This window comes from Salegentibacter maritimus (assembly GCF_016236975.1).
GTDB classification, from domain to species: domain Bacteria; phylum Bacteroidota; class Bacteroidia; order Flavobacteriales; family Flavobacteriaceae; genus Salegentibacter; species Salegentibacter maritimus.
In genome coordinates this window covers 157,824-175,694 of sequence record NZ_JAEHNY010000006.1, presented here as the reverse complement: position 1 = coordinate 175,694, position 17,871 = coordinate 157,824, and the positions used below count along the sequence as shown (strand labels likewise).

19 protein-coding genes are annotated in these 17,871 nt (G+C 36.8%); 15 read left to right on the top strand and 4 right to left on the bottom strand.

Annotated features, from left to right (window positions below; all coding sequences use genetic code 11):
* Window positions 1-20: 20 nt before the first annotated feature.
* The gene (locus I6U50_RS08425; protein ID WP_198638508.1) at window positions 21-689 is read right to left on the bottom strand and encodes a YceI family protein; all 669 of its coding nucleotides are present in this window, start codon (window positions 687-689) and stop codon (window positions 21-23) included.
* Window positions 690-848: 159 nt separating this feature from the next.
* Here I6U50_RS08425 and I6U50_RS08420 point away from each other — a divergent pair, with 159 nt between their 5' ends.
* The 7 genes from I6U50_RS08420 (at window position 849) to I6U50_RS08390 (ending at window position 8,208) form a co-directional block, all read left to right on the top strand.
* Window positions 849-1,433 carry a nucleotide exchange factor GrpE gene (locus I6U50_RS08420; protein ID WP_198638507.1) on the top strand — a complete coding sequence of 195 codons (585 nt, stop codon included), beginning with the start codon at window positions 849-851 and terminating at the stop codon, window positions 1,431-1,433.
* Between the two features lie 33 nt (window positions 1,434-1,466).
* Complete coding sequence (gene dnaJ / locus I6U50_RS08415) at window positions 1,467-2,597, top strand: molecular chaperone DnaJ (RefSeq protein WP_193711117.1); 1,131 nt, start codon at window positions 1,467-1,469, stop codon at window positions 2,595-2,597.
* Window positions 2,598-2,988: 391 nt separating this feature from the next.
* Window positions 2,989-3,918, top strand: a complete 930-nt coding sequence (locus I6U50_RS08410; RefSeq protein ID WP_198638506.1) for an ABC transporter ATP-binding protein — start codon at window positions 2,989-2,991, stop codon at window positions 3,916-3,918.
* Window positions 3,911-5,203 (top strand): ABC transporter permease, encoded by a 1,293-nt coding sequence (locus I6U50_RS08405; protein ID WP_193711115.1) that lies wholly within the window; start codon window positions 3,911-3,913, stop codon window positions 5,201-5,203. Before I6U50_RS08410 ends, I6U50_RS08405 begins: the two co-directional genes overlap by 8 nt.
* Before the next feature lie 3 nt (window positions 5,204-5,206).
* A complete protein-coding gene (locus I6U50_RS08400) occupies window positions 5,207-6,139 on the top strand; it encodes a mechanosensitive ion channel family protein (protein ID WP_198638505.1) in 933 nt (310 codons plus the stop codon).
* Window positions 6,132-7,040, top strand: coding sequence for a DUF6268 family outer membrane beta-barrel protein (locus I6U50_RS08395; RefSeq protein WP_198638504.1), 909 nt, complete (start codon window positions 6,132-6,134; stop codon window positions 7,038-7,040). Before I6U50_RS08400 ends, I6U50_RS08395 begins: the two co-directional genes overlap by 8 nt.
* A 1-nt stretch (window position 7,041) precedes the next feature.
* Window positions 7,042-8,208, top strand: coding sequence for a sigma-54-dependent transcriptional regulator (locus I6U50_RS08390; protein ID WP_198638503.1), 1,167 nt, complete (start codon window positions 7,042-7,044; stop codon window positions 8,206-8,208).
* Between the two features lie 7 nt (window positions 8,209-8,215).
* Here I6U50_RS08390 and I6U50_RS08385 read toward each other — a convergent pair whose 3' ends face one another.
* On the bottom strand, window positions 8,216-8,740 hold the full coding sequence (locus I6U50_RS08385; RefSeq protein ID WP_370591089.1) for a hypothetical protein: 525 nt from the start codon (window positions 8,738-8,740) through the stop codon (window positions 8,216-8,218).
* A gap of 349 nt (window positions 8,741-9,089) precedes the next feature.
* On the opposite strand from I6U50_RS08385, the gene I6U50_RS08380 reads away from it, so the two are divergent.
* From I6U50_RS08380 to I6U50_RS08365, 4 genes are all read left to right on the top strand, one after another.
* Window positions 9,090-10,508 (top strand): M20/M25/M40 family metallo-hydrolase, encoded by a 1,419-nt coding sequence (locus tag I6U50_RS08380; RefSeq protein ID WP_198638502.1) that lies wholly within the window; start codon window positions 9,090-9,092, stop codon window positions 10,506-10,508.
* 83 nt (window positions 10,509-10,591) lie between these two features.
* Window positions 10,592-11,962 carry an MATE family efflux transporter gene (locus I6U50_RS08375; protein ID WP_198638501.1) on the top strand — a complete coding sequence of 457 codons (1,371 nt, stop codon included), beginning with the start codon at window positions 10,592-10,594 and terminating at the stop codon, window positions 11,960-11,962.
* A gap of 2 nt (window positions 11,963-11,964) precedes the next feature.
* Window positions 11,965-12,195, top strand: coding sequence for a hypothetical protein (locus I6U50_RS08370; protein WP_193711108.1), 231 nt, complete (start codon window positions 11,965-11,967; stop codon window positions 12,193-12,195).
* Window positions 12,195-12,764: a phosphatase PAP2 family protein gene (locus I6U50_RS08365; RefSeq protein ID WP_198638500.1), complete on the top strand. Its 570-nt coding sequence runs from the start codon at window positions 12,195-12,197 to the stop codon at window positions 12,762-12,764. Before I6U50_RS08370 ends, I6U50_RS08365 begins: the two co-directional genes overlap by 1 nt.
* Here the strand turns inward: I6U50_RS08365 and meaB are convergent.
* Window positions 12,761-13,849, bottom strand: a complete 1,089-nt coding sequence (gene meaB / locus I6U50_RS08360) for a methylmalonyl Co-A mutase-associated GTPase MeaB (RefSeq protein WP_198638499.1) — start codon at window positions 13,847-13,849, stop codon at window positions 12,761-12,763. The genes I6U50_RS08365 and meaB overlap by 4 nt on opposite strands.
* 95 nt (window positions 13,850-13,944) lie before the next feature.
* Between meaB and I6U50_RS08355 the strand changes: the two genes are divergently transcribed.
* Window positions 13,945-14,379, top strand: a complete 435-nt coding sequence (locus I6U50_RS08355; protein ID WP_193711105.1) for an organic hydroperoxide resistance protein — start codon at window positions 13,945-13,947, stop codon at window positions 14,377-14,379.
* Between the two features lie 154 nt (window positions 14,380-14,533).
* On the opposite strand, the gene I6U50_RS08350 is transcribed toward I6U50_RS08355, so the two are convergent.
* Window positions 14,534-15,097 (bottom strand): DUF2911 domain-containing protein, encoded by a 564-nt coding sequence (locus I6U50_RS08350; RefSeq protein ID WP_193711104.1) that lies wholly within the window; start codon window positions 15,095-15,097, stop codon window positions 14,534-14,536.
* Between the two features lie 243 nt (window positions 15,098-15,340).
* Here I6U50_RS08350 and I6U50_RS08345 point away from each other — a divergent pair, with 243 nt between their 5' ends.
* The 3 genes from I6U50_RS08345 to I6U50_RS08335 are packed head-to-tail and all read left to right on the top strand — an operon-like array spanning window position 15,341 to window position 17,868.
* On the top strand, window positions 15,341-15,886 hold the full coding sequence (locus I6U50_RS08345; protein WP_198627592.1) for an RNA polymerase sigma factor: 546 nt from the start codon (window positions 15,341-15,343) through the stop codon (window positions 15,884-15,886).
* Window positions 15,870-16,490, top strand: coding sequence for a hypothetical protein (locus I6U50_RS08340; protein WP_198638498.1), 621 nt, complete (start codon window positions 15,870-15,872; stop codon window positions 16,488-16,490). Before I6U50_RS08345 ends, I6U50_RS08340 begins: the two co-directional genes overlap by 17 nt.
* Window positions 16,471-17,868: a hypothetical protein gene (locus I6U50_RS08335; protein ID WP_198638497.1), complete on the top strand. Its 1,398-nt coding sequence runs from the start codon at window positions 16,471-16,473 to the stop codon at window positions 17,866-17,868. The genes I6U50_RS08340 and I6U50_RS08335 overlap by 20 nt, the downstream gene beginning before the upstream one ends.
* Window positions 17,869-17,871 lie beyond the last annotated feature (3 nt).

Sequence of the window (17,871 nt, the reverse complement as noted above, 5' to 3'; positions counted from 1 at the left end):
TTCAATAGATGTGAACCTTATTAAGCTTTATTAGCTTTTAGGTTAATTTTTAAAATGATATCATCACTTACAAAATTATCTCCTAATCCGTCAAAAACAGATTTAGATCCAAAGTTTACATTCCAGTTGGTTCTATCTATACTAAACTCTTCACTGGTAATTTCGATACTATTTTTAGACTGGCTTATGCTAACCGGAAAAGTAATATTTTTGGTTTTATCCTTAATGGTAAGATTGCCCGATAAAAGTTTTTCACCTTCTTTTTCAGTAATTCCGGTTACTTCAAAGGTAGCTTCCGGGTATTTAGGAGCATTAAAAAAATCACCTTCTTTACCTTCTACCGTTCCCATTAAGTGAGCTTCAAGATCTTTTTTATCCTTTCCTTCAAGATCGGTAACGTTAATAGATAGCATATCAATAACAAAACTTCCACTTTCAATAATACTATCATTAGCGCTAAAAGTACCTTCGGTAAATTTTATAGTCCCGGTATGGGTATTGGTTGGCTTGCTTCCTTTCCATTCAATGATAGAGGCTGCGGTGTCTACTTTAAACTCCATAGCTTCTGCCTGCGCTGTGGCGGCATCTTTAGCATCAGAAGTTTCTGCTTTATTTTTATCGTTTTTACACCCTACAACTACAGTTAAAAAAGCTGCAATCATTAAAGTGCTTAAAATTGATTTTTTCATTGTGTTAGAAATTTGGTTTTTATTTAGGTTGCGAAATTACATAAACTAGAAAAAGCTTAATGCTAAAAAAATATTAAATAGTAATAATGACATTTTGACACCGAATCATTATTGGCAATGATTTTGACCCGTTGTGCATATATTAAAATGCAAGAAAAAATGAGCAAGAATAAAAATGAAGAACTACAGGATAAACCTGTAAAAGATCAAGTAGAAGACGTTATAGATGAGGCTATAGAAGAAGTAGAAAATGAAGAAGGGAAGAAGGAAGTGAAAGAGGAAACGCCTAAACTTACTGAGGAAGAAAAATTAAAAGAAGATCTCAAAAAGGAAAAAGATAAGTTTTTAAGGCTTTTTGCTGAATTTGAAAACTATAAAAGAAGAACTTCAAAAGAGCGATTAGAGTTATTTAAAACTGCCAATCAGGAAGTAATGACCGCCATGTTGCCAGTCCTGGATGATTTTGACAGGGCTTTAAATGAGCTTCGTAAACAGGGAGATGAAAATTTGGTTCATGGGGTAGAACTTATTCATAATAAGCTAAAGGAAACCCTTAAGAGTAAAGGTCTTGAGCCTATGCTAGTGAAAGAGGGAGATACTTTTGATTCTGAGCTTCACGAGGCCATTACCCAAATACCTGCGCCTAAAGATAAACTTAAAGGCAAGATAGTTGATGTAGTAGAAAGAGGTTATAAACTTGGGGAACGCATTATTAGATATCCTAAGGTAGTAACCGGGAAATAAAACAGCTTTTTTTAGAATTCGCAAAACGAGACCATGAAAGAAGATTATTACGACATATTAGGCATAAGTAAAGGAGCTTCTACTGCCGAAATTAAAAAGGCATACCGAAAGATGGCCATTAAATATCACCCAGATAAAAATCCGGGAGATAGTGAGGCTGAAGAGAAATTTAAAAAATCGGCTGAAGCATACGAAGTACTAAGCAACGAAGATAAACGTGCCCGTTACGACAGGTTTGGTCATCAGGCATTTGAAGGTGGCGCCGGTGGTGGCGGTGGCTTTGGCGGCATGGATATGGACGATATATTCAGCCAGTTTGGAGATATCTTTGGTGGCGGCTTTAGCGGAGGCGGTGGCTTTTCTGGTTTTGGTGGCGGCTTTGGTGGTGGCCAAAGGCGTGCAAAAGGAAGTAATCTAAGAATAAGGGTGAGCCTTACACTGGAAGAAATAGCGAAAGGTGCCGAGAAAAAGATAAAAGTAAAACGGAAGGTTCAGGCTCCCGGTACTACTTATAAAACCTGTACTACCTGTAAAGGTACTGGGCAGGTAACACGTGTTACCAATACTATTTTGGGTAGAATGCAAACGGCTTCTCCTTGTACCGCTTGTAGTGGTTCTGGACAAATAATAGATAAGAGGCCACCTGAAGCAGATGCGCATGGTTTGGTACAAAAAGAAGAAACAGTATCTATTAAAATTCCTTCAGGAGTTGAAGATGGTATGCAGCTAAAAGTTTCCGGAAAAGGAAATGAGGCACCCGGGAATGGAATTGCCGGCGATTTACTTGTGGCCATAGAAGAGAAAGAGCATCATAGTCTAAAAAGGGAAGGCGATAACCTTCATTACGATTTATACATTAGCTTATCGGAAGCTGTGCTAGGATCTTCAAGGGAAATAGATACCGTGACAGGAAAAGTGAGAATAAAGATTGAAGAAGGTGTACAATCTGGAAAAATTCTTAGGCTTAGAGGAAAGGGAATAGGAAGTCTTAATGGTTACGGAAAAGGAGATTTACTGGTACATGTAAATGTATGGACACCTAAAAACATTAATAAAGAACAGCGCGATTTCTTTGAAAGAATGGCAGAAGATGATAATTTCAGGCCTAACCCAGAGAAAAGTGATAAATCATTTTTTGAGAAAGTAAAAGATATGTTTTCTTAGAACCTCGCTTTTAAGAAAAAATTTATATATTTGATTATCACTAAGTCTTTTAGTGATAATTTTTCTTTTTCATAGCAATTTTTTTCCCATCCTTAATTATTTAAGGGTGGGTTTTCTGTTTTTGGACAGTTAGAAAAGCAAATTTTTTCTTAATCTAAAACATCTCTCAAGCTATTTCAATATATTTACTCAATAATCGAGCTTAAAACGCCCTGAGGCTTGTCTCGAAGATTAATTAATTTTTCGGAAGAATACCTTGTGAGCATGCTCTTGGCTGGTTCATCCCATAAACAAGTGTAAAACACTTTAATTCAAAGCTATGGTTGGGGTTTCTTAACCTTAGCCCTCTATAAGTCTTGTAACGAGCAATTTATTTATATCAATTTTCTATATGAAAAACCTCTTAGTCGCAGAAAATATCTATAAGCAATTTGGCAATTTTACTGCACTAAATAATGTTTCAATAGCTATTCCACGCGGTAGTATATTTGGTCTTTTAGGCCCAAATGGCGCAGGAAAAACTACACTTCTTAGAATAATTAACCAAATTGCCATGCCAGATAGAGGGCAGGTTTATTTAGACGGTAAACCTTTGCAACCCGGGGATGTAGCGCATATAGGTTACCTGCCCGAAGAACGCGGACTTTACAAATCTATGAGAGTTGGTGAGCAGGCACTTTATCTTGCCCGGTTAAAGGGACTTTCTAAAACGGAAGCCGAAGAGCGTCTAAAGTATTGGTTTGATAGATTACAAATTGAAGGCTGGTGGAACAAAAAAATTCAGGAGCTTTCTAAAGGGATGGCACAAAAAATACAGTTTATTATCACGGTTTTACATCAACCTAAATTGTTGATTTTTGATGAACCATTTAGTGGCTTCGATCCTGTAAATGCCGGTTTAATTAAAAATGAAATCCTTCAGTTAAAAGAGGAGGGTGCAACAATACTTTTTTCCACACATCGTATGGATAGTGTAGAAGAGTTGTGTGATTATATGGCTTTAATTCATCGATCAAATAAATTGTTAGATGGTAAGGTTTCAGAGATTAAACGAGCCTATAAGTCGAATACTTACGAAGTAGGCCTGGAGTCTGAAAATAATATGGTGCTTTTAAATGATTTGAAGGAGAAATTTGTAGTCGGAAATACAAACTTTAAGAGCATAAACGACGATCTTAAAGTAACAATTCAGTTAAATAACCGGGAAACACCAAACCAGTTATTGGAGTACCTTATAGGAAAGGCCCGTGTAAATCATTTTGTAGAAGTTATTCCTTCAGTAAACGATATATTCATTAAAACGGTCACTCAAAATGCGTAACCTAAAGCTAATAATTCAGCGCGAATACCTGGCAAGGGTAAGGAATAAGACCTTTATAATTATGACTTTTCTGAGCCCGCTTATATTGATAGGGATGTTTGCATTAATAGCTTATTTGAGTATGCTTAATAGTAGTGAACAGCGCATTATTGGATTGTACGATGAGACCCAAATGTTTACTTCAGAATTTAAAGACCAAAAGGAAGTACAATATTTAGATTTATCGGGTAAATCTTTAGAAGAGGCAAAAAAAATGGTGAATGAGCAGGAGTATTACGGCCTCATTTATATTCCTTCAAATATTGGGAAAGATCTTGAAGGTATTCAGTTTTTTGGGAATGAATCGCCCGGTTTAGGGACTATACAGGCTATAGAGAAAACCATTGCCGATAGGTTAACCCGAAAAGAACTTATAGAGAGAGGTATTGATGTAGACCAGTTGAACAATGCCAGGACAGAGGTTAGAATTGAAATCCAGAATTTTTCGGGAGAACAAACTTCTAAAATGTCTAATTATATTAAAATGTTCTTTGGGGGTGCTGCAGGTTATTTATTGATGATGTTTATTATCATTTATGGAAATATGGTGATGCGTAGTGTTATTGAAGAAAAGACCAATAGAATTATTGAGATTATAGTTTCTTCGGTAAAACCAATACAGCTTATGCTGGGCAAAGTACTGGGGACTTCCCTGGCCGGGATTACCCAATTTAGTATTTGGGTGCTTTTGGCCGGTGTGTTGGCAAGCCTGTCATTTTACATTTTGGGAATAGATGTATTTACAGTTCAGAAATCCCAATTAGAGACGGTTGAACAAATAGCGCAACCCGAGATAGCTCAGTTGATGGTAGATATTCTTAATTTACCAATTTTAAGTCTGGTAATATTTTTTCTTATTTATTTTATTGGCGGCTATTTTTTATATAGTGCAATTTATGCTGCAATTGGAGCGGCGGTAGATAGTGAGACCGATACCCAGCAATTTATGTTTCCGGTTATTTTGCCATTAATGCTAGGGATTTATGTGGGCTTCTTTTCGGTAATAGAAAATCCGCATGGCAGCATTTCTACTATTTTTTCTATGATTCCGCTCACTTCGCCCATCGTAATGTTGATGCGTATTCCATTTGGGGTTCCCTGGTGGGAATTAGCAATTTCAATTGCGATTTTAATTGTAACCAATTTTGCGGTAGTTTGGTTGGCTGCCAAAATATATAGGGTGGGAATTCTTATGTATGGTAAAAAAGCGAGTTACAAAGAATTATTTAAATGGCTTAAATACTAAAAGATGCAGGACCAGGAAAACCCGGAAGCTACAGAAGTTATAAAAGAAGTTGTTGAAAAAGATATATGGGGTAACCTCATAGAGTTTTGGAATTTTGTGCTTTTTCCTATAGAAACCGGTGAAAATACGGTGAACATTACCATAGGAAATATCTTATTGGTAATTTTCGCTTTCGTAATTACCAGTATTGTGCTAAGGTTAATAAGGTCTTTTATTACCGATAAGCTTCAGGAGACAGACAAGCTTAAGTTTATAAGCATTTTTAAATTTATTAAATACATTGTCTACCTGGTAGTGATACTGGTTACCTTAAGTTCAGCAGGTATAAATATTACCATAATCTTAACAGCATCGGCTGCACTTTTTGTAGGTATAGGTTTAGCTTTACAGGAATTGTTTCAGGATGTTATTGGAGGAGTTTTTATTATTTTAGATAAATCTCTTTTAGTAGGCGATGTTATTGAAATGGAAGGAAGAGTAGGTCGGGTTTTTGAAATAAAGCTTAGAACCACCCGGGCTTTAACACGAGACGATAAGGTGATGATTATACCAAATCATAAATTTATGAGTGATGTGATTTTTAATTATACACAAAATCATAAAACTACCCGGGAGTCTGTTAGTGTGGGGGTTGCCTACGGAAGCGATACAAAAAAAGTTGAAGATATTTTATTGAAGTGTGCGCGGGAAAATAAAGATGTTATGGAAAGTCCGGAGCCTTTTGTGCTTTTTGATGCTTTCGGAGATTCGTCTCTTAACTTTTCCCTACATTTTTATGTGACAGATAGCTTTGTAGACCCTAAAATAAAGAGTCTGCTTAGGTTTAAAATAGATGAAGAATTTAGGAGGAATAATATTAGCATTCCTTTTCCACAGCGAGATGTACATTTCTACCCTAATAAAGCTTATACCCAAAACTTAGCAAAGAATGAATAAAATTTTTATCCTTACAGCTTTTTTTTTACTGGGGGCGGTAAATTTTCCGGCTTTTTCACAAACTACAGATTTAGCCAGGATAGAATACACTTATTTCCCTCAATCTGATTCCGATAATTCATTTAGGAGGTTTAGGACATTTGTAAATTTTCCGATAAAACTTAATGAAAACGATGCTTATTTGATACCTGGGGTAGAATATAGAAACGTAAACTTTAAGTATAAAAACAACGAAGCTTTTTCAACAAATAACCTGGATCGCTTTCAATCTTTTACCGGTAAAATAGGCTATACTTTTAAAATGAACAACATATGGCGTTTTGGCGTTGAGACTGGGGTGAAAGTTGCTTCTAATTTTACAACCAATGAGATGGTTAGAGACGATTTTATTTATACAGGCTCTGTGTATTTTATTAAAATAAAAGAAGATGAACGTTATATAGAACCCTGGCGTTTAATTTTGGGGCTAAGTTATTCTACTACCACAGGATTTCCTTTCCCTTTGCCTGTGATAAATTACTATAAACGTTTTGATGAAAAATGGTCTTATGCCCTTGGTATTCCAAAAACCAACTTAATACATTATTTTAATGAAAGGCATCAGGTGCAGGGCTTTGTTACTCTAGACGGTTTTTTCTCCAACCTTCAAAAAAACTTTAACCCGTATCCGCAAACAAACCCTAACTCCAACCGGCTTGCTGAGAGTATGTCTATGACCATAGTATTAAGCGGCCTGGGATATCAGTACAATTTTACCGATAATATTTCATTTTATTTATATGCCGGTTATACTGTAATGAACGATATTCGATTGCGGGATAAAGACCGGGAAGATTTATATACAATAGACGACACCAATACATTCTATGCACGTAGTGGTTTAAAATTTAGTATTTTATAATATGGCAAATATTTTATTAATTGAGGACGAAGCTGCAATACGAAGGGTTTTAGTGAAAATTCTTACTGAAGAAAATCAGGACTATAAAGTAGAAGAAGCTGCAGATGGCCTTGAAGGAATTGAAAAAATAAAAGATCAGGATTTTGATTTGGTACTTTGTGATATCAAAATGCCAAAAATGGATGGAGTAGAAGTGCTGGAGGCAATCATGAAAATTAAGCCCGAAGTTCCAGTGGTAATGATCTCTGGTCACGGAGATCTGGAAACCGCAGTAAATACCATGAAAATGGGCGCTTTTGATTATATATCGAAACCACCAGACCTTAATCGCTTATTAAATACAGTAAGAAATGCTCTAGACCGCAAAGAGCTGGTAGTAGAGAATACCCGCCTAAAGAAAAAGGTTGGTAAGAATTTTCAAATGATAGGCGAATCAGAAGAGATTCAACGTATTAAGGAGGTAATAGAAAAGGTGGCTCCTACCGATGCCCGTGTATTAATTACGGGGCAAAATGGTACCGGTAAAGAGTTGGTAGCCCATTGGTTACACCAAAAAAGCGATAGGGCCAAGGGCCCCATGGTAGAAGTAAATTGTGCTGCTATCCCTTCAGAATTAATAGAAAGTGAACTTTTTGGTCATGTAAAGGGAGCTTTTACATCGGCTAATAAAGATCGTGCAGGGAAATTTGAAGTGGCCAACGGTGGTACAATTTTCCTTGATGAAATTGGCGATATGAGTCTTTCGGCTCAGGCCAAAGTATTGCGAGCACTTCAGGAAAACAAAATTTCGCGAGTTGGTAGCGGTAAAGATATTAAAGTAGATGTTCGTGTAGTAGCAGCTACCAATAAAGACCTTAAAAAGGAAATTGAAGAAAAGAAATTTAGGGAAGACCTTTATCACCGCTTAGCTGTAATTTTAATTGAAGTGCCTTCCTTAAACGAACGTCGCGAAGACATTCCTTTACTTATAGATTATTTTAGCGAAAAAATCTCTACAGAGCATGGTACTACTAAAAAAGAGTTTACGGAAAATGCTTTAAAAACCCTTAAAGCTTATGATTGGCGAGGTAACATACGCGAATTGCGCAATGTAGTAGAACGGCTAATTATTCTTGGAGGAGATAAAATAACCGAAGAAGATGTAAATTTATTTGGAAGTAAGTTTTAAAAAAAGGTTAGTCTTTTGCAGGTGGGGTGTATCTTAAAAAATACATAGTATCTCCGCTTGGGTGTTTCCATTCGTGAAATAACTCAAAACCGAAGCGCTGATAAACCAGTGCATTTTTACGCATTCTTGTTTCGGCATAAAGAGGGATTTGATATTCTTTTGCCTGCCTGTAAAACTCATCTTTCATCTCTTTGCCTACCTGGGTGTCAGCTCCACGAGACTCGGCCAGAATCCCCCAGAACCAGCAATAAAGATACTCCCCTTTTTGTGGGCGTTGCTTTTTTATATAATTCTGGTTTTTAACAATGCGGTAGGCATTTTTTACTCCGGTTACATTTAAAACAAGCTTGATTTGCGTCCAGATATCCTTTAAGAAATTATCATCATTTTTGCTGGTTTTAAATAAAATGGCAATTCCCATGCGGTTTTCAGAAATAATAAGGGCATCTTTCTCAATGGCCTTTTCTACCATATGAGTTGCCAGATATTCAAAACGTTTATGCCGGTCTCCACCTTTTTTTACGATATCCATGGAAGATGGGATTTCTTTTAAAAGCTGGGTGACTTTGGTGATAATTTCCTCTTTTTCTGCTTTATTCAAACCTCTAGAATTTAGCGGCGAAGATATAAAATTTATATTTTTTGAAGCTTATAAAAATCAGGTATAAATGTAATGTAGTTTCTTAAATTTTGGGCATATTCTTTGTTTATCCTTTTGCGATAATGTAGTGAAGTAATCAAACAAAAACATAGGCTTCGACAATAACTTCCAAAGGAAGATTTATTTTATTAATTTTCTTCGCTGCAATGGGCCATTAAGTAAACAAAATAAATTTCAACGCATTAAAATCTCGATTACCTAGTAAATTAAAGAACCTAATATGAGAAGATATATTATAACCGCCTTCAGCATTCTATTTAGTGTAAGTTTGATTGCCCAAAACCATGAAGTTAAAGAAGATTCCATTAAAATTCGGCAATTTTATAATGCGGCTTTGGTAAAAGGGCAGGCCTATAAATGGTTAGACCATCTTTCTAATAATATTGGAGGAAGGTTATCTGGTTCCTTAAACGCACAAAGAGCGGTAGAGTTTACCAAAGCCGAATTAGAAGATCTTGGTCTCGATAAAGTTTGGTTGCAACCTGTTATGGTTCCCAAATGGACACGTGGTGCACGAGAACATGCTTATATTCAAACCGGTCCGGGAATGACTACTGAAGTTAATATTACGGCACTTGGAGGATCGGTCGCAACAAGTCCCGGAGGTCTAAAAGCCAGGGTGCTAGAAGTAAATGGAATTGAAGACCTGGAGAACTATAAAGCCGATATAAAGGGTAAAATAGTGTTCTATAACCGCCCAATGAAACCCGAGCTTATTCAAACTTTTGAAGCTTATGGTGGTTGTGTAGATCAGCGTTATTCCGGAGCCGAAGCGGCGGCAAAATATGGTGCCGTAGGAGTGATTGTTCGTTCGTTAAGTCATAAGATAGATGAATATCCGCATACCGGTTCTATGAGTTACGGAGATTTACCCAATGACAAGAGAATTCCGGCTGCTGCCATAAGCACCAAGGATGCCGAATATCTTTCGGGAATCTTAAAGCTTAAAAAAGACCTTGAATTTTATTACAAATTAAGTTCAGAAAACCATGGAGAGGTAAAATCTTACAATGTTATAGGCGAAATTACCGGAAGTGAGTTTCCTGAAGAATTTATAGTAGTAGGTGGTCACCTGGATTCCTGGGATCTTGGAGATGGTTCTCACGATGATGGTGCCGGGGTTGTACAATCTATGGAGGTTTTACGTTTGTTTAAAGAAACCGGTTATAAACCTAAAAGGAGCATACGAGTGGTGCTTTTTATGAATGAAGAAAACGGTTTACGTGGGGGAAACAAATATGCCGAAATAGCACACAGCAAAAATGAGAATCATATTTTTGCTCTTGAAAGTGATGCAGGTGGCTTTACCCCACGCGGATTTTCCTTTGAAGCCGATGATGCTCAATTTGCTCAAATTGAAAGTTGGAAACCGCTTTTTAAACCATATTTGATTCATTATTTTGAAAGAGGTGGAAGCGGTGCCGATATTGGTCCATTAAAAAAAGGAGATATTGTGCTGGCAGGATTAAGGCCAGACTCCCAAAGATATTTCGACCATCACCATGCTGCTACAGATACTTTTGAACACGTAAATAAAAGGGAACTGGAGCTAGGTGCAGCTACTATGACCTCTCTTATTTACTTGGTAGATAAGTATGGAATGCGGCATATAAACCTTCAAACAGATAAAAAGCTCTAGATAATAAATTTAATTTATTCTTTATGTCATTTTACATTCTGCGGCCATAAAATCCTGCTATCTTTGCGGCCAAAATTTATGTTTTGCAATTAAGCGCCTACACTAAAGAATTCGGTAAAAATCTACACATTGCTTTTCCAATAATGCTTGGCCAGTTGGGTCATGTTTTGGTAGGCCTGGTAGATAATTTAATGATAGGGCAGTTGGGAGCTGCGCCACTCGCTGCAGTTTCATTGGGAAATTCCATGGTATTTATAGCTCTTTCCCTGGGTATTGGCTTTTCTTTCGCCATCACACCCTTAATTGCCGAAGCAGATGGTGCTCAGGATATTCAAAAAGGTCGCAGTTACTTTCATCACGGCGTAATTTTATGTACTATTAATGGTGTTTTATTGTTTGTTGCTTTGTTAATAGCAAAGCCGGTGTTGCATTATTTAGATCAGCCGCCAGAGGTAGTGGCTTTGGCTATTCCCTATCTGAATATAGTTGCTTTTTCAATGATTCCTTTAATGATTTTTCAGGCATTTAAGCAATTTGCAGATGGGCTTTCCCAGACTAAATATGCCATGTATGCGACTATAATCGCTAACCTGGTGAACGTATTATTTAATTACCTTCTTATTTATGGAATTTGGATCTTTCCTAGATTAGAGTTGGAAGGTGCCGCTATTGGTACTTTAATATCTCGCTTTTTTATGCTTTGGTTTGTATGGGAGATTTTGAGGCGAAAAAAGAAATTTTCTGAATATTTTAAATGGGGAAAGAAGGAGTCTATAGATTCCGAAATATTTAGAAAGATATTAAATCTTGGTTTGCCAACGGCCCTTCAAATGCTTTTTGAAGTGGGGATATTTACGGCTACGGTGTTTTTAGCCGGTTTACTTGGTACAAACCCACAGGCTGCAAACCAAATAGCCCTAAATCTTTCGTCTATGACCTTTATGATAGCCGTTGGTCTTGGTGTAACTGCTACAATAAGGGTAGGTAATCAAAAGGGATTGGCGAATTTTACAGATTTAAGGAGAATAGCGATGTCTATTTTTTTATTGGTATTTTTAATTGAAGCTGTTTTCGCCCTTGGATTTATTTTACTAAAAGATTGGCTTCCTATGTTCTATATTGATGATGTAGAAGTTATTATTTTGGCAGCTCAATTATTGATTATAGCGGCCTTATTCCAGCTAAGTGATGGTTTGCAGGTTGTTATTTTAGGAGCCTTAAGAGGGCTTCAGGATGTAAAGATTCCAACTTTTATTTGTTTTATTTCTTATTGGATTATTGGCTTTCCAATCTCATGGTATTATGGAAAGGCAGAAAATCTTGGAAGTATGGGGATTTGGTTGGGACTCCTGGCGGGACTCTCGGCTTCGGCATTAATGTTGTACATTCGATTCAACTATTTATCAAAAAAACTTATTTTGCAAGAGTCTGAACTTGCACAATCAAAATTATAACTATGGATTTCCCTAAATTTTTACTCGGTGATAATACCGATTATCCTACGGCCATTTTCGTGATACATACCGAATTTCCGCGATTTATTATCAACCTTGAAAACGATGAGGTAGAATGGTTAGAAGAGTTTGACCAACACGACGAAAAGGAATTAGAGAACGAAACCGAAAACCTTATCAAAGAAGCTTCAGCATTTTATGATAGGGAAATAGCAAGATACGAAGAAGATTAATGGAAAGCTTAATTGAATTAGACCACGAGGTATTTCTTTGGCTTAATAACCTTGGCAACGAATCCTGGGATTGGCTATGGTTACTTATTACCGACAAATGGACTGCCATACCCCTTTATGCACTTCTTTTATTTTTAATTTTTAAGAATTTTGGATGGAAATCCAGTCTAATTACTGTCGTTTTTATTACGCTTTTAATCACAGCGACAGACCAATTGGGGAATGTGTTTAAGGACGGTTTTGAAAGGCTTAGGCCTTGCCGACAGGAAGGGATTATGGAATATGCACGTTTTGTAGCGGTACGTTGTGGGTCTTACGGCTTCTTTTCTGCCCACGCGGCAAATTCTATGGGAGTAGCAGTTTTTCTTAGCTTATTATTTAAAAAACATATCCCAAAAATAGGTTTTTGGCTTGTGGCCTGGGCGCTACTTGTAGCTTATAGCAGGGTTTATCTTGGAGTCCATTATCCCGGAGATATCATTGTAGGCATGTTGATTGGAGCACTTTTAGGTTTCCTGTTTTATAAGCTTCATCAATGGGTACAGTCGCAGGCATTTAAAAAATCCTAGGATATATTCTCAAATTTTTTAAGTAATAGACCGGCGGCGGCAAAGGCGGTAACTTTATTTTCCTCAATGGCTTTTAACTGGGTTTCGAGTTCTTTTTTCATTACCGGATTTTGATAAAAACGGTTTTTTAAATGTTCGTTTATAGTTTGTAAAAGCCAGAATTTGTTCTGTTCTTTTCTGTTTTTTAGAAAGAAGCCATTTTCTTTTCCTTGCTTTTCAAATTCTTTAATAAGTTCCCAAACATTATCTATTCCGGTTTGCTCCAGTGCGCTGCTTAGGCTTACTTTAGGCTTCCAGCCACTTTCTTTTGCCGGGTATAGTTGTAGGGCTCTATTAAACTCTAATTTTGCCTCACGTGCTTGCTTTATATTATCTCCATCGGCTTTGTTAATTACAATAGCATCGGCCATTTCTATAATTCCGCGTTTAATACCCTGTAGTTCATCTCCGGCGCCGGCGAGTTTCAACAATAAGAAGAAATCGGTCATACTGTGTACGGTAGTTTCGCTTTGGCCTACACCAACGGTTTCAATTAAAATCACATCAAATCCTGCTGCTTCGCATAATATGATACTTTCCCGTGTTTTCTTGGCTACACCACCAAGGGAAGTTCCCGAGGCCGATGGCCTTATAAAAGCATGATCTTCCTTTACCAGATTTTCCATACGGGTTTTATCTCCTAAAATACTTCCGTGGGAAACGCTGCTGCTTGGGTCTACCGCCAGTACGGCTACTTTTTTTCCTTGTTGAATTAAATAAGAACCAAAGCTTTCTATAAAAGTACTTTTTCCCACCCCTGGAACGCCGGTAATGCCTATCCTAATAGATTTTTGAGAATAAGGTAAAGCAGCTTCCAAAAGTTTCTGCGCTTTTTCCCTATGAGAAAATTGATTACTTTCTACTAAGGTAATCGCACGTCCTAAAGCCGTTTTATTACCACCCAATAATTGCTGAAGAAGATTTTCTTCTGAAAATTTTTGTTTTCTTGAAGCTCTAATCCTTTCAACAGATTTTGGGTTTACATTTGCTGAAGTAGGTTTACTTCCAGACTCATGAAGTGCAGATGGGTGCTTCTTTTTATTCAAAATAAGGTTATTTATGACAAATTTATGAATTCGTTCTTTGTAAGCCTTGTTTTTGCTTGGTATATTCAGCCTTAATTAATATAACTCAAATAATCATGAAAAACTTGTATAAAACAACAGTAACAACCAAAGGAGCAAGAAAAGGTCACGCTAAAAGTGATGATGGAATACTCGACATACAGCTTAGTATGCCTAAATCTATGGGCGGTGATGGCGGAAATTACACCAACCCAGAGCAGTTATTCGGTGCGGGATATTCTGCCTGTTTTGGGAGTGCGCTGCAGTTGGTAGCTAAAAACCAACATGATATTGAGCTGGGGGAAGATCTTAGTGTAAGCGCAGTTGTAGAACTGGGGCAAACTGAAGAGGGAAATCTACAACTTGCAGTAGTCTTAGACTGCTATTTACCGGGGGTAGATGTGGAAACAGGGGAAAAAATAGTAAATGAGGCTCACGTGGTTTGTCCTTACTCCAGAGCTACTAGAGATAATATAGATGTAACACTTAACCTTTTGGTAGACGAAGATTAGTAGCATTTTTATTTAAAAATTTAAAGACTGTTTGAAGTTTTATTTCTTCGTCAACCTGAACTGGTTTCAGGTTCTAATACGTTCAAAACAAATATTAGATTCTGAAATAAATTCAGAATGACGAGATCTTAATTAAAACTGCAAACAGTCTTTTTTATGCTTTTTCCGGTTTTATTGGGACCCTAACCAGGGTCTTGTCCCAGGCTAATTTCAGAAAAATCAATTCATTTTTCTTGTCCAAAATAATGCTAAATTGATGCACAGTTTCTTTTAGATTTTTTGTGGGAACTTCCAGAACTAAAGCATCAAACTCAGGGTTGCGATAGGCCTGTTCTTCCAGGTTTATACCCCAGGGGTACATTTTGTTGTTAAAAATCACTTTCCACGAATTTTCCATGGGGATTGTCCATAAGGTATATTTTCCCGCTTTTAAAAGAGAACCGTCCACCCAAATGTCTTTATTGGTTTCAAAAGTAGTAGCTTCATTGGCACCGGTACGCCAAACCTTATTATAGGGAACAAGATTTCCAAAAATCACCCTTTCTTTTTTGTATGGTCGGTTATAAAACACTTCAATTTTTAGGTCTTTATCGGTATAAGATACCGTATCTTCAGGGCTATGGGCTTTAGTACTATAGCGCATAATAAGTATGGTAAGGGTAGCCAACAATAGAATTGCACCTGCTATTTTTAAAAAAGATTTCACTTTTTTATTCATTTTTATACAATTTACAATAACCCATTCAAAAAACGTGCAAACTTCTTTAGGAGCTAACTATAATAAAAAATGTAATTTCAAATAAAATTGAAGATAAGTTTGCAACATTAGAAAAATAGCTTCGTCTTTATAATGAAACCAAGCTGGTAAAAGTCGGGTGTTTTGATGACCAACCAAAATGTTTAGCTGCTTGTATCCAGCATATTAAAACCCTTATTAAAGGGAGAAAACCAACCATCAAAAATGATACAGCATAAACTAATTGAAGCCTGTAAAAATAATGATCGTAGAGCGCAGCTAAAGCTCTATAATCAATATTGTCAGGGGATGCATTATGTGGCTTTACGTTTTTTGAAAGACCCGTTTGAAGCAGAAGATGCTATGCAGGAAGCTTTTATAAAAGCCTTTGCCAAACTACAGCAGTTTACGGGAGAAGTTACATTTGGTGCCTGGCTTAAGCGCATTGTAATTAACAAATGTATAGACAAGTTGAAGGCGAAGAAAATGGAATTAGTAGCCATAAACGAACAGGTGCTTACCACCGCCGAGGAAGAGGATAATTGGCAGGTAGCAGATGGGATTGGAATGGAAGAGATAAAACAAAGTATGGAAAATCTTCCCGAGAAATATAAGTACCCTTTGATGTTGTTTTTAATGGAGGGGTATGATCATGAAGAAATCTCGGAGATTTTAAATATTAGTCCGGTAGCCTCGCGGACCCTCGTACACAGAGGTAAGAAAAAATTGAAAGAAGAATTAAAGACTATAAAAAATGGCACAGGATATTAGGGAAATGTTTAAGAACGATAAGGAGCCCAAACCCAATACTTTACCCAAAGGGCACCAGAAACGCTTTGAAGACCGGTTGGGAAGTGCGTTTCCAAAGAAGAAGGAGCACAAATCTTTCTTTTTTCTAAAGATAGCTGCGATACTTATTGTCGCGCTGGGGGTTGGATTCTTTTTCTTGAATTCTAATGGAGATAATTTTACAGATAATCCGGCGGTGGTAGATACTCCCGAAGAAGAAACTTCTAGAGAAAAGGAAACAAGATTAGAGCCCGATGAAAATAGTTTTCAACTAAGTGAAGTTTCCCCGGAATTCAAGAAAATAGAAGATTACTATATGGCAAGCCTCAATATTGAGCTTTCTAAAATTAATATTACCCCAGAGAATAAAGCGCTTATAGATTCTTTTATGAAGCAAATGGCCGAGCTGGACAAAGAATATCAACGTTTAAATATTGAAATAAAAGAAACAGGGCCAAACGAAGAAACTTTAGAAGCAATGATTGCAAATCTTCAATTAAGATTAGACCTGCTGTATAAATTGAAGAATAAATTAAAGGAAATCAAGGAATTAAAAGATAAAGAATATGAAAACTACGAGGTATAATTTAATGTTCGCACTAGCACTTTGCCTTCCGCTAACGCTTAGTGCTCAATTAAATAAATTGGATAAAACCTATAAAACTTCTAACGATGTAGAGGTGAAAATAGATGCCAGTCACACTAATATAGAAGTGGGATACTGGGATAGAGATGAAGTTCAGATACAAGCCATTTTGGAAGTCGATGATACTACAAAAGAAAAAACAAAAGAGCTTCTCGCTTCCTGGGATTTGAATACTTCAGGGAATAATTCGGTAATTACTATTTCATCGGGAGGTGGGATGCTCTGGAACGGGGATATAGATCTTAGCGGTTTGGAAAAACCTTTGTCCAGCCTTCCGCAGATGTTGGAGCCATTATTAAACAATTTGGTGACTCCGTTAATGGAGAGTATGGGTGAAAGTTTTGGCGCACCCCTGCCTCCAGAATTTAGCGAGAAAATGGGTGAAATTAAGTTTGATTATGAAGCTTACCAAAAAGATGGAGATAAATATCTTGCGAAATTTGAAAAAGAAATGGAAGCAAATCTTGGCGGGGACTTTGAGAAATCTATGGAAAAGTGGGCCAGCCAGTTTGAGAAAAACGCTGAAAAGTGGGAAAAGAATTTTGAAATGAAAATGAACATAAACGAGAAGGAGCTTGAAAAGTCGATGGAAGAATGGGCAGAAAGTTTTGGAAAAGATATGGAAGCCTGGGGCGAGGCATTTGGAGCACAAATGGAAGCCCGTTTTGGGGAATCTGCAAAAGGAGAACCTAAGGTAATTGCATTACATGATTCTAAAGCTAAAAAGACCCTGAAACTGCATATTCCAAAGAATGCCAGGCTTAAGCTTGATGTGCGACACGGCGGGGTTAAACTTTTAGGAACCAGCAATAATTTACGAGCTAAACTTTCCCATAGTAGACTTAATGCAAATAGGATAGGAGGAAAAAGCACCCGCGTAGAAGCAGCTTATACTCCGGTTAATATCAATTATTGGTCTTATGGAATTATGGATGCTAAGTATGTAAAGAACTTTAATATTAAAAAAGTTAAAAGCATTAAACTTACTTCAAATTCAAGTAATGTGAATATTGATGAATTGGAAGATACCGGTATTTTATCGGGTAATTTTGGAGAGTTAAATATCTTACGTCTTGATACCAATTTTAAAAATCTCGATATAAATCTAGAGAATAGTGATTTGGAGTTAGGTTTGCCCGGTTCGGCTTTCAATTTTATATACAGTGGTACACAAAGCGATATTAAGCACCCAAATGCATTAAACTTAACCAGCAGTGAGTCTTATGATAATAAGAAACTAAGCGGTTATCATAAGGCTAAGGATTCAGGCGGAAATATTAGTATTAAAGCTAATTTTAGCGAAGTCTTGTTAAATTAGATT